At 44.1% G+C, this 12,694-nt stretch carries 12 protein-coding genes; 7 read left to right on the top strand and 5 right to left on the bottom strand.

Annotation, left to right across the window (positions count from 1 at the left end):
* Positions 1-102 precede the first annotated feature (102 nt).
* The gene (locus R3O62_RS11400) at positions 103-1,392 is read left to right on the top strand and encodes a DcaP family trimeric outer membrane transporter (RefSeq protein WP_317472678.1); all 1,290 of its coding nucleotides are present in this window, start codon (positions 103-105) and stop codon (positions 1,390-1,392) included.
* Positions 1,393-1,480: 88 nt separating this feature from the next.
* On the opposite strand, the gene R3O62_RS11395 is transcribed toward R3O62_RS11400, so the two are convergent.
* Both R3O62_RS11395 and R3O62_RS11390 read right to left on the bottom strand, forming a co-directional pair.
* Positions 1,481-2,632, bottom strand: a complete 1,152-nt coding sequence (locus tag R3O62_RS11395) for a 6-bladed beta-propeller (protein WP_032539824.1) — start codon at positions 2,630-2,632, stop codon at positions 1,481-1,483.
* Positions 2,633-2,757: 125 nt separating this feature from the next.
* The gene (locus R3O62_RS11390; RefSeq protein WP_022011298.1) at positions 2,758-4,263 is read right to left on the bottom strand and encodes an OmpP1/FadL family transporter; all 1,506 of its coding nucleotides are present in this window, start codon (positions 4,261-4,263) and stop codon (positions 2,758-2,760) included.
* A gap of 222 nt (positions 4,264-4,485) precedes the next feature.
* Between R3O62_RS11390 and R3O62_RS11385 the strand changes: the two genes are divergently transcribed.
* Positions 4,486-5,496 (top strand): 2-hydroxyacid dehydrogenase, encoded by a 1,011-nt coding sequence (locus R3O62_RS11385; RefSeq protein ID WP_005776126.1) that lies wholly within the window; start codon positions 4,486-4,488, stop codon positions 5,494-5,496.
* A gap of 167 nt (positions 5,497-5,663) precedes the next feature.
* Here the strand turns inward: R3O62_RS11385 and R3O62_RS11380 are convergent, their stop codons facing one another.
* Both R3O62_RS11380 and R3O62_RS11375 read right to left on the bottom strand, forming a co-directional pair.
* Positions 5,664-6,206 (bottom strand): protease inhibitor I42 family protein, encoded by a 543-nt coding sequence (locus tag R3O62_RS11380; protein ID WP_005809524.1) that lies wholly within the window; start codon positions 6,204-6,206, stop codon positions 5,664-5,666.
* Positions 6,207-6,446: 240 nt separating this feature from the next.
* Entirely contained in the window at positions 6,447-8,258 is a 1,812-nt protein-coding gene (locus tag R3O62_RS11375; RefSeq protein WP_250705171.1) for a helix-turn-helix domain-containing protein, read from the bottom strand.
* A gap of 250 nt (positions 8,259-8,508) precedes the next feature.
* Here R3O62_RS11375 and R3O62_RS11370 point away from each other — a divergent pair, with 250 nt between their 5' ends.
* The 5 genes from R3O62_RS11370 (at position 8,509) to R3O62_RS11350 (ending at position 12,358) form a co-directional block, all read left to right on the top strand.
* The gene (locus R3O62_RS11370) at positions 8,509-9,213 is read left to right on the top strand and encodes a pirin family protein (protein ID WP_032530180.1); all 705 of its coding nucleotides are present in this window, start codon (positions 8,509-8,511) and stop codon (positions 9,211-9,213) included.
* 17 nt (positions 9,214-9,230) lie between these two features.
* The gene (gene pdxH / locus R3O62_RS11365) at positions 9,231-9,938 is read left to right on the top strand and encodes a pyridoxamine 5'-phosphate oxidase (protein WP_122143564.1); all 708 of its coding nucleotides are present in this window, start codon (positions 9,231-9,233) and stop codon (positions 9,936-9,938) included.
* A 71-nt stretch (positions 9,939-10,009) separates the two neighbouring features.
* Positions 10,010-10,735 carry an MBL fold metallo-hydrolase gene (locus R3O62_RS11360; protein WP_005776118.1) on the top strand — a complete coding sequence of 242 codons (726 nt, stop codon included), beginning with the start codon at positions 10,010-10,012 and terminating at the stop codon, positions 10,733-10,735.
* Between the two features lie 19 nt (positions 10,736-10,754).
* Positions 10,755-11,834 (top strand): DUF4468 domain-containing protein, encoded by a 1,080-nt coding sequence (locus R3O62_RS11355; RefSeq protein ID WP_005776117.1) that lies wholly within the window; start codon positions 10,755-10,757, stop codon positions 11,832-11,834.
* Between the two features lie 143 nt (positions 11,835-11,977).
* Positions 11,978-12,358 carry a VOC family protein gene (locus R3O62_RS11350; protein ID WP_005776116.1) on the top strand — a complete coding sequence of 127 codons (381 nt, stop codon included), beginning with the start codon at positions 11,978-11,980 and terminating at the stop codon, positions 12,356-12,358.
* 85 nt (positions 12,359-12,443) lie between these two features.
* On the opposite strand, the gene R3O62_RS11345 is transcribed toward R3O62_RS11350, so the two are convergent.
* A complete protein-coding gene (locus R3O62_RS11345) occupies positions 12,444-12,632 on the bottom strand; it encodes a hypothetical protein (protein WP_005776115.1) in 189 nt (62 codons plus the stop codon).
* Positions 12,633-12,694: the final 62 nt, after the last annotated feature.

Raw genomic sequence — 12,694 nt, 5'->3', positions numbered from 1 at the left:
ATAGCAATTCTTCCGCATAATTTGGCGATTTTTCCCTCGGCCCTTCAACCATTTCCCATTTAAGTTGTTCAATAGGGCAATTCACCTAAAACTTAACTTATAATGAAAACATTTTTTAGATCTGTAGCTATGCTACTCGGATTGGGACTCTTGCCTGTAGCGGCACATGCCCAGAAAAAAGTAATCATCGAAGATGAAGAACCGAACTCCGTGATGTTTGTATCGACCGACAAAGCCGGAGACGAGATTATCCGGATCATGAACGAGACGCATCTTCCGCGTTTCCAGGAACCGAAGGCTCCACGCTTCGTACTGACCGACCGGCAAGGAAAGTTCGCACTGGGTATCGGCGGATATGTACGGGCAACCGCCGAATATGACTTCGGGGGAATTGTGAAAGATGTAGACTTCTATCCGGCGCTGATTCCTAATAAAGGCTCTGCCGACCGTGCACGCAATCAGTTCCAGATGGATATCAGCACTTCGACTCTTTTCCTGAAACTGGTGGGACATACCAAACGTCTGGGTGACTTCGTGGTTTATACTGCTGCAAACTTCCGTGGAGACGGAAAGACTTTCGAGTTGCAGAATGCTTATGCTACCTTCCTCGGCTTTACTCTGGGATACAGCTATGGTAACTTTATGGACCTTGCCGCCCTGCCTCCTACCATCGACTTTGCAGGCCCTAACGGCTCGGCTTTCTATCGAACCACTCAATTGAGCTATATGTGTGACAAGCTGAAGAACTGGAAATTCGGCGTCGGTGTCGAAATGCCATCGGTAGACGGTACCACGAATCAGTATCTCACCATCAACACCCAGCGTATGCCCGACTTCACTGCCTCAGCACAGTATAACTGGAATGCCAACAGCCACCTGAAGTTAGCTGCCATCGTTCGCAGCATGACTTATTCAAGTTCCGTAGACAATAAGGCGCACTCAAAAGCCGGATACGGACTTCAAGCTTCGACTTCCTTCAACGTAACTCCGAAATGGCAAGTATACGGACAGGTGAATTACGGAAGGGGTATCGGACAATATCTGAACGACTTGAGCAACCTGAATGTGGATATTGTTCCTAACCCGGAAAAAGAAGGGCGCATGCAGACGCTCCCCATGTTGGGATGGTTCGCCGGATTGCAATACAACATCAGCAAAGATGTATTTGTATCGGGCACTTACAGTTTGTCACGCCTCTACTCGGAACACACGTATCCAAGCGATGTACCCGATATGTACCGGAAGGGCCAATATCTGGTGGCTAACCTGTTTTGGAACGTAACCAGCAACTTACAGGTAGGCGCCGAATATCTGAGAGGATGGCGTACGGACTTCAGTAGCAATACCCGTCATGCCAACCGCATGAACGCATTGGTACAATATTCGTTCTAACTTTTTATAAATCTCTCTGAACTCTAACGTAAAAAAAGTCCAAGGACGAACCCAGCCCCGTCTCTGTTATTACCCTACGGAGATGGGGCTAAAAATAAAATTTCACCACACAGGGATTATCATCTTCCACTCTTTTACTTAATGCCCGATATTCTCCCTCGGGAAGTATACTCTTATAATTTTCCAACTCCTCGGTCGGAACGATGCAAAGCATAAAGTCCTCAGTCACCACCTCCGGGCTGATCCGGATGCCCTCCCGTGTCTTCTCAAAATAAAAAACAACTCCATCCTTTTTGCGATAAAGAAGATTTGTAAGTTTCCTTTGGGGATAGGATGACATACTGAATAATTGCGCATAGTAGTATTTATCCGTCTGATATTGCTTGGTGAAATTAAAGGCTATCTTACCCGTTTTACGGTATTCCCTCAGCCGTTCTTCCTCTTCCTTGCGTGTATCCGGCCCTGAATTAAAATGATACTGCTCTATATTTATATTCTGTTCTCCCATATCCCAGCGATAAGCTACACGAAGGCTATCCCGTGTGATTTCGTAAACTTCTTCATAAAACGTAGGAGAAAAGTAGGCTTTACCCTGATAAGAATAAAATACATCCCAACAAGCCCAGTTCAGACAGAAGTGATCAGACCAGAACTCATTGATCAACTTCGCCGAATCGGGCTCCAACCGCATGACGCAAGCCCCGTCATCTTTGTTCAGTGCCGACCACGTCAACAGGTCACCGCCCGGAGTCAATCCTATCTTCTGGAAGTTTATCTTCTCCGGCAGTATCTTTTTATCTATAAACGAACCGTCCAGCCGATAGGTATACATCGAACCGAAAGGAGACAGCATATACACCAGTTTTCGTTGGTCATTAATGACTGCATCATAAATCTGTGAATATTCACCGGGACCTTGCCCTACTCTCCCGATAGAACGGAGATAGTTCCCTTTTTTATCAAAAGCCATCAACGTGATATGCCTGAAAGTAGGATAATCCTGAGTCAATATATAAGTAGTATCTCCGGAAACAAGCACTCTCAAAATTGTGGCCAGCAGGCAACTGTCCGAGGTTTCCAACGGAATCACTTCAACTTTAGAAAACAGTTCGGAAACGGAAACAGGAGTTTCTTTCAGCTCCACTTTCAGAATATCGGGCTCTTTCACGGGATTAGTCCGGCTGCAAGAAACGCATGCAAAGCTCAATGCAGCAAAGAAAAGAAAAAATGTGTCTCTCATATCTTTCGGGATTAGAACACAAAGATAATCTTAATATAGGAGGTTAAATGAAAAAGGACCGGATTATTTGAGTAATCCGATCCTTCTTGAGAGTTATATTAATAAAGATTAGTAGAAGCCTTGTATCAGAACTTATAGTCGAGACCGATACCGAATACTTTATTGGTACGAGTAAAGACATCCTTTCCGGAGATTCCTGTACCTCCATAATTAGGAGTCTCTTTGGTATATTTATCGTAATCAGTCCAGAAATAAGCAACGTTCAGTTTCAGGTTCTTCGCAATGTCGAATCCGGCACCAAAACCGTATGAATAAGAACTAACTGCAAAACTCATATCGCTCTGGTAATTATCACCTACACCATATTTGGTACGTTGCATACCGGCACTTACCTGGGCCCATTTACAAACATCCCATTCGATACCACCCAAATATTCGTTAGTACCTTGTTTGATGAAATGCTGTTTACCCATAGTCTGGCCGGTCACAGGATCTTTAGCATCGGCCATACGTGCACTGGTATCAAAGAAATGATGATAACCAACTGAAGCACGAAGTACCGGAAGAATTTCATAAGAAACACCTACTGTCAACAAAGCCGGAATATCGTGCGGAGTATTTACTCCATTCGCAAACAGCCCTGTATTATCTATACGAGTCTTGTTCTCTACATTCAGTTTGGTGTTGAACTCATATTTTACACCAATGTTCCACTTATTCATCTTAAAGTCCAAGCCCAAAATAGGAGTTACCCCCCAACCTGTCTGGTCGCAGTCCAACTCTTTATCAGCCGTCAATTCTGCAACACCGGTCGCTTTCTTTGCGATAGCATCATATTTTGCATAATTAACCATATCATTCGCTGCCAGATAAGCATCTGCAGCTGTTCTGGCTTGCTTGGCATAATCGCTGAAATATTTGTTCACATTTACCATTTCTCCTCCACCGATATTAGCTTCAATATTACGAATATGTCCTTCATATCCATTGCTTACGTAATTCATACGTACACCGGCAAATGCAGACAAGTAATCGGTGATTTTATAAGATGCTCCCAGTTGAAGACCAAAAATCATCTGCTTACCACGCATATAGCTGTCAACCGAGTATTTATTGGTACCTTCAAAGATATTAATCGGCAGAATGCCTCCGTCTACCATTTCTTTACCGGCAGCTACCATCATTCCGGGCACTACAGATACCAATGACTCGAATGAACCCAATCCCTCATTAAAGGTAGCCTTACCACCACCACCGGTTACTGCAAAATTCCCAGAGAATGCCCACTTATCCTTCTTATATACTGCAAATACACTAGGGATGAACGGAGCCGAAGCTTCACCTTTATATACTTTTGTAGCGTTTCCGCCAAAGCCTGCAAATGGAGCGAAAGTAGAAGTGATGGTTCTTGTCTGGAAAGCACTCTGTCCGTTGAGAGACAGATGAAAACCATCTTCCATGAAGGCGACACCTGCCGGATTGGAATATACTGCGTCAATTTGTGTAGAAGCATCACGAGCCAACATTCTCAAAAACAATACGTGCTGATTGGTATTTGTCAGGAGACCTCCCGCAAAAGTTGAAGTTGAAACGATTAGCAACCCGATGCTAATCAAGAATAATTTTCTCATCTAAATCTTTTTTAAGTTATTTCGGGCGCAAAGGTACAATAATATTGCACATGACGAATATTTCTGTGCATCTAATTACGTTTTCACCAACAAATTAATTGAAAACACAAACTGTTTCGATTGAAACGAACAAGAAAACATCATAAGAAAAGACACTCAGAAAGCCAAACATTACTCCATTGCTAAACGTTTTTATATTATAGAATATAAAATAAGAAAACTATGGCATATACAATCGCATTTTTTGGTACCAAACCCTACGATGAAGCTTCTTTCAACGAAAAAAACAAAGAATTCGGATTCGAACTCCGATTTTTCAAAGGTCACTTGAACCGGCACAACGTGCTGCTGACCCAAGGAGTGGATGCTGTCTGCATTTTCGTGAACGACACAGCTGATGCTGAAGTAATAAAAACAATGGCCGCCAACGGGGTGAAATTACTCGCTCTTCGCTGTGCCGGATATAATAATGTAGACTTAAAAGCCGCTGCCGAAAACGGAGTAACCGTTGTCCGCGTCCCGGCCTATTCACCGTATGCCGTAGCCGAATATACGGTTGCCCTGATGCTTTCACTCAACCGGAAGATTCCGAGAGCTTCGTGGCGTACACGGGATGGGAACTTCTCTCTGCATGGACTGTTAGGTTTCGATATGCACGGAAAAACAGCAGGTATCATCGGTACGGGAAAGATTGCAAAAATACTGATACACATCCTCAAAGGATTCGGCATGAACATATTGGCCTATGACCTATATCCGGATTATAACTTTGCACGGGAGAACCAGATAGTATATACGACGCTCGATGAATTATACCACAGCTCGGATATCATATCATTGCACTGCCCGCTCACTGAACAGACAAAGTATCTGATCAATGACTACTCGATCAGCAAAATGAAAGACGGAGTAATGATCATCAATACCGGACGGGGACAGCTGATTCATACCAATGCGCTAATCGAAGGATTAAAAAATAAAAAGATCGGTTCGGCCGGACTAGATGTTTATGAAGAAGAAAGCGAATACTTCTACGAAGATAAATCGGACCGTATCATCGACGACGATGTGCTGGCACGTTTGCTGTCATTCAATAACGTGATCGTAACTTCTCATCAAGCATTCTTTACCCGCGAGGCTCTGGCTAATATTGCAGCAACGACTTTGGAGAACATACGGGACTTCAAGAACCGGAAACCTTTAGTGAATGAAGTGAAACTGGGCAATGCTTAGAAAAGAGCAACACGAAAAAGTGATGTGTAACAAACAATAATGCCTGCCACTTCTTTCTCAAGAAACGGCAGGCTTAATCCAAGGGGGGGACCCGGATGAAATACATAATGTCCGGGATTACTATTTAGCATTCTCTATTTATGTGCCTTCGGTTCACCCTTTTTTCATCAGTATTCCACAATGCTCTCTAACAAAGGTTCCCCCTTCAGCGGAGCATAAATAGTTACTTTAGCAAAACCATACTTGGGCTCGCGGGTTACTGTTTTAGTCATACAGATGAAGCGGTAGTTATAGCCGCTTACCAGTTGTTTGGCAACCAGAAGTGGAGTGTAATCCACCCCTTTCAAAGTCATGCAGGTCTGGAACAATTCTTTATCCTGATCCGTTAACGGTTCAAATTCTCCCCAGCCTCCTGTTATTATATCCGCTTTCTCGGAAGTAACCACCGTATAAGGGAATACGTCTTCGTAAAGAACTCCCGTGACATCACGATAATAGGCAAACTGAATCTCTACCTGTCCCGGCTGCAAAAACTGGAAAGTAAAAGACTGTACAGACATTCCACCCAAGGTATCGGCATCTTCTGACAATTCCTCCACAAGGGCAACTCCACCAGTCAGGCGTACTAAAGCGTAACGATAACCAGTACCTGCATGTGAGGTACGTTTGATGGTGATTGTATCACCTACTTTGAATGCTTTCCTAATCATAACAATACGTGTTTTTTAAAAGATTAACTCTGTGAAATTTTCTAATAGCCTGATGCAGTGACCGGCCTTGCTGAGAATAATCTGCCGGGAGAAAACTCCCGGCAGATTTTGGGTACAGTACATCACCTAAACCAGATTCGTTGATGTGGTTCAAAGGTAAAGGGAAAGATTTACAGATCAAAATACTTGAAGTGGGTTATTCTCTCATTTTTTCACTCTTAGTCTCTCATTTTTTCACTTTCACTCAGTAATTTCCTTATTACTAACACGTTGTACTCCTACCTGAAAATCGGTAGGAGTCACCCCAAATTTACCGGAAAAGAGACGATAAAAAGATTGGGTAGACATTCCACACTCCTGGGCTATCGTGTCTACTGTATAATCGGGGTAATCTTTCAGCATCTTGGCAGCATACTCCAAACGAAGATTATTAATGTATTTTGAAAAACTCATTCCGGCATATTGCTTAAAAAGCGGCGCAAACTTATTCTTGGGAATGTAGATTGTCTTGATTAACTCCTCTCTCGAAAAGTCCGGCTGAAGATATAACTGCCGGTTAATGATTTCACGCTCCAGTTTGTCGAACAGCATTTTATCGTGTACCGCATTGTTATCTTCCGTCTCGGGCTCCGGATCGACAGGAACATCCGACTTTCCGGGCTCTTCTGCCTGCAATGCATTTCCATCTATATACGTCCGTACTTCCCGCTCTTTCTGTAACTGTTCTTTCAATATATGGTTCTCCTCTTTTTTCCGGTAGAGTTCTTCTTTGTGAACCAGCAAATCCTCGATGGTTCCTACCATTGCCTTATTCTTACGGCGTATGGTACGGTTATGTCGGATGGTTCTCCATAAAAGTACCCCTAACAGAAAAACAATACAGACCACAAATATCAGCAAGGCATTCCTCATCCGCATATCAGCGGCTTGCTGCTGAATAAACATATCCTTTTCATTCGTTTCATAAACCGCTGCCAGTTCCAATGCAGCACTTTTCTGCTCTCTGGCCTTAATGCTATCACGCAACACAGCCAGCTGTTCAAAATATCTTGCAGCAGTCCGGTAATCACCTTTATCCCGATAGGCACGCCCGAGGGACTTCTTAATGGTGACCATATAATAATTTACCGTATCTTTCCGCGTGACATATACCTTTTCACGAGCGGAATTCATGCGGATCACCTGATCATACATCTTCCGATCGAACAGATAAGGCATAATCAGGTAGTCATCGCGATCGTATTCCTTACTTACTGACAAAAATAGCCGGTAATAGCGGTCAGCCTCTTCCGACCGCCCCAACCGGAAAAGAACCACAGCGTAATGGGCGTACATTGCCTTTTTTTCCTTTCCGCTCAATCCCTCCATCGGTATCTCACTGCCGGTCTCTTCCGTCACAATCCTTTCTAATGCAGCCAGTGTTTTCAGGGCCTCTTCACTACGCCTGTCCGACTCCTGAAATATCAGCAAAGTATTGTAATTATAGCGCAGGTTATCGTACTTATATGGGTAATCTGTTTTTTCCATCATCGCTACCGCCTGCTCCATAAATTCATATCCCTTATCCTTATTACCCTGATAATAGAGCATCTTCCCCATATTAAACAGAGCAACGGACTGCATCGCTTTATCATCACACAGTTCAGCCCTCTTCAAAAGCAAATCCACATACTGTGCCTTTTTATTCTCATTGTGCAAACAGTCATAACACGAAATCATACGGTGCACCTGTTCCATATAGTTTTTATCACTATTGAGCACCGAGTCACTTTCCAAAGCACGCTTATAGAATTTCAACGCCCAGTAGTATTGCCCTACATTGAAATACAAATCGCCTTCCACCACATCCAAGCGGAACGGAGGAAGCGACTTCTGTTTCCTCAACTGCTCCATGATCTGCTGCGCTTTTTCAAAGTCGGAGAATGTATACTTATATACGTTGTCATCTGTAATCAAACTGTCTGGTAAAGAAAACGTTCCGGCGCAAACAGACACCGGAGATATAAAACAATGAAGCAGTACTAACAGAATAACATACAATAACTTTCTCATATCTTCTTACTATTGGCGGATTTTGGAAGCACAAAAATAAGATAATAATATTTTCAACAAAATTTTCTCCGGCTCATATTTACCGAACGCATTCAAATCTCTTCTGTTTACCGGATTTCAAGAGCCTGATTGTTTCTCTTCTGGAACCGCCTCCTTCCCCTTGTTCCTAATAAAAAAGTGAACGCTTCAAACCATTTATACTTCCCAATTGTTTGGCTTATAGAATACATTTTAAAAGAAAGGATACATTATGAAAAAGGTAGTTCACCGCTCGGATACCCGCGGACGATCTTTATATGACTGGCTTGACAGCCACCACAGTTTCAGCTTTGATGAATATTATAATCCCGAACGCATCCACTTCGGCGCTTTACGGGTGCTGAATGACGATCGTGTCGCACCGGGAGAAGGTTTTCAGACCCACCCACATAAGAACATGGAAATCGTCTCCATCCCCCTAAAGGGATTTCTGGCACACGGAGACAGTAAGAAGAACAGCCGTACCATCACTGTTGGCGATATTCAGGTGATGAGTGCCGGAACAGGCATCTATCATAGTGAAATGAACGGCAGCAAGTCGGAACCTGTGGAGTTTCTACAAATATGGATCATGCCCAAAGAGCGAAACACCCACCCACTCTATCAGGACTACGACATCCGGGGGTTGCTGAAGAAAAACGAACTGGCCCTAATTCTGTCACCGGATGGCAGTACACCAGCCAAACTGCTACAGGACACCTGGTTCTCGATGGGTGAAGCAGAAGCCGGTAAAACGCTTGAATACAAGATACATGGAACGGATACGGGAGTCTACGTTTTCCTCATCGAAGGAGAAATAAAAATAGACGATATCATCCTGACCCGCCGCGACGGATTGGGAATCTCTGAAACCAAAAGCTTTGAGATAGAAACCCTGAAAGACTCCAAGATATTACTGATAGAAGTACCGATGTAAATTTAAAGTAATTGCTTATGTCAACCGATCATACGTCCACACATCCTGATTCCCCTCTTCACGGAAGAGGGGCCGGGAGTGAGACTATCAACCTCGCTGCCATCCGGCAGGAGTACACCAAAGGCGGGCTGAAGGAAGGAGATCTTCCCGACAACCCGCTTTCTCTTTTCAACCGATGGCTGCACGAAGCTATCGATGCACAGGTAGAAGAACCTACAGCCATGCTGGTAGGTACCGTATCCCCCGAAGGGCGACCATCGACCCGTACCGTATTGCTGAAAGATTTGCATGACGGAAAATTTATCTTTTATACCAATTATGAAAGCCGTAAAGGCAGTCATCTGGCAAAGAATCCGTATATTTCTCTCTCTTTCGTCTGGCACGCGCTGGAAAGACAGGTACACATTGAAGGTATTTCCTCAAAAGTCCCTGCCGGTGAATCCGACGCCTACTTCCACCAACGCCCCTACAAAAGTCGCATCGGAGCACGCATCTCTCCTCAAAGCCGTCCGTTGAAGAGCCGGATGCAATTGATTCGCAGTTTCGTTGCAGAAGCTGCCCGATGGGTAGGCAGAGAAGTGGAACGTCCGGTACACTGGGGAGGCTATGCCGTCACCCCTGAACGAATCGAGTTCTGGCAGGGTAGAGCCAACCGACTGCACGACCGCTTTCTCTACACCCTCCAAGCGGACGGAAGCTGGCAGAAAGAGAGGCTTGCCCCTTGATATTTCCGGTTATTGTGCTTGCGCAACCAACAAATAATACGTAATATTGCATTCATAAAATACATCCGCTTATGATTCTGGATTATATATACCACAGCGGGTTTGCCATCGAAGCAGAAGGTGTAACCCTTATCATTGATTATTACAAGGACTCTTCGGAAACGGAACGAAATAAAGGTATCGTACACGACCGTCTGCTCCAACGACCCGGCAAGCTGTATGTACTTGCCTCACATTTTCATCCCGACCATTTTAACCGGGAAATACTGACCTGGAAAGAGCAACGTCCAGACATCATCTATATCTTCTCAAAAGATATCCTGAAGCATCATCGGGCACAAAGTGAAGATGCGATCTATATTAATAAAGGTGAGGAGTACGAAGATGATACACTGCGCATTCAGGCTTTCGGTTCTACGGACGTAGGCATCTCCTTCCTGATTCATCTGCAAGGGAAAAGCATCTTCCATGCCGGTGACCTCAACAATTGGCATTGGAGCGAAGAGTCTACCGAACAAGAGATACGCAAAGCCGAAGGCGACTTTCTGGCAGAAGTGAAATTTCTCCGGGAATCTGCTCCGGCCGTCGATCTGGTAATGTTCCCCGTCGACCGCCGAATGGGAAAAGATTATATGAAAGGTGCCCAACAATTCATCGAACGAATAAAAACTACTATATTTGTACCCATGCACTTCAGCGAAGACTACGAGGGAGGTAATGCTTTCCGGTCTATAGCCGAAGCCGGTGGATGCCGTTTCATCACCATCACTCACCGGGGCGAAAGCTTTGAGATATAACTAAATAAAACATACGATTATGAACAAACTGACACAATTTTTTCTCGTGTTATTTATGATTTGCCTGCCTGCAACCCTTTGGGCAGACAATGACAAAGATGATGATGACAGCAGATACCTTGCGGGCGCCGTGCCCGAAGTTGACGGACGGGTAGTTTTCAGCCGCGAATTCAGCATTCCCGGCATGTCACAAGACGAAATCTATGAACGGATGCTCAAGTGGCTTGACGGACGCATGGCCCAGAACAAAAACAATAGCCGCGTGGTATATAAAGACCAAGGTGTCATTGCCGCAACCGGCGAAGAATGGCTGGTATTCAGCTCTACCGCTCTTTCTTTGGACCGTACTTGGCTGACCTATCAAATCACCGTCAACTGCCAGCCGCAGAAGTGCACAATGGAAATAGAAAAAATCCGCTACACTTATCGTGAAAAAGAAAAATATACAGCCGAAGAATGGATCACCGATAAATTTGCTCTGAATAAAACCAAAACCAAACTGGTACGTGGTCTTGCCAAATGGCGCAGGAAGACGGTAGACTTTGCCGATAACCTTTTTGAAGAGGCAGCAAAAGCACTGAGCCAAAAACCTCAGGAAGCCGCAGCAGCAGAAGCCGCTCCGAAAAAGCCGGCAGTAGTGACCGCTCCGAAAGTTGTGGTAATCGGTGGTGAAAAAGAAACTGAAAAGGTAGAAAAAGCAGCTACGGTTACCCCCGCAATCCCTGTTACCCCTCCAAGCACAATGCCGGGCTATAAAGAGGTAGCTCCCGATCAAGTTCCTGCCAACGCCATCCAGATGGGTGCAGGCCGACTGGTGATCGCTATCGGCTCCGATCCTTTCAACATGACCATGATGACAGCTAACGCCGGAGGATCCATAGGAAAAATTTCCGGAAGCCCTGTTGTATTCAGTATCCTCTCGCCCGACCAGCCTTACGAGCAATTGGAGAAAGCAGAGACATATAGCATACGTTTCTATCCTACAGGACAAAGCGAGCCGTCTGTCATACTGGAATGTCAGAAGCTGCCTGCCCCGACACCAATGGAAGGACAGCCCAGAACTTATGCAGGTAAAATAACAAAAGCATTTATGAAATAAATCAGCCACCACAGATTACATGGATAAACACAGATTGAATTTTAATTAGATTATTAATATAAACAATCTGCTCTAATCAGTATAATCTGTGGTGCAACTTTATAAGTTCTATTTTAACCTAAAACAAAATAAACTTAGCAACAATGGAAATAAAAAGTAGATTTGACCACTTTAACATCAATGTGACTGATCTGGAACGCAGCATTGCTTTCTACGAAAAAGCACTGGGACTGAAAGAACATCACCGGAAAGAAGCCGCCGACGGTTCCTTTATCCTGGTATATCTCACAGATAGCACCACCGGATTCTTATTGGAACTCACTTGGCTGAGAGACCATACCGAAGCATATGAATTGGGAGAGAACGAAAGCCATCTCTGCTTCCGTGTAACGGGAGATTATGATGCCATACGCCAATATCACAAAGAAATGAACTGCGTATGCTTTGAGAATACTGCCATGGGACTGTATTTTATCAACGATCCGGATGATTACTGGATCGAAATATTGCCGGAGCGGTTCTAAAACGATAAACGACGCATGTTTCTAAACAATGAACGATAAACAGACTGCACATTAATATTGCAAACAGTTTATCGTTCATCGTTATTTACCGTTTATGTCTATTCGCCCTCTTTCGCCGGATTTCAGCTTTCATCTTGGCTGCTCCGGAACCATGGGTTCCCTTTATATAAGTTGTTTTTTTCGCTTTTGTTTTCACTTTATTTTCATCTTTTTTCGGGCCTTCTTTCTTTCCTTTAAAGACAATCCCACCCATAATTGCATCTTCTAAACTCATAATCTTTCCTTTCTTATTCTATATTTTCCGTGGACAAAGATACTCTTTTTCTGTGAATTCCC

It is taken from the genome of Bacteroides hominis, from assembly GCF_033042785.2.
Classification (GTDB): domain Bacteria; phylum Bacteroidota; class Bacteroidia; order Bacteroidales; family Bacteroidaceae; genus Bacteroides; species Bacteroides hominis.
This window is presented reverse-complemented; position numbering and strand designations above follow the sequence as displayed.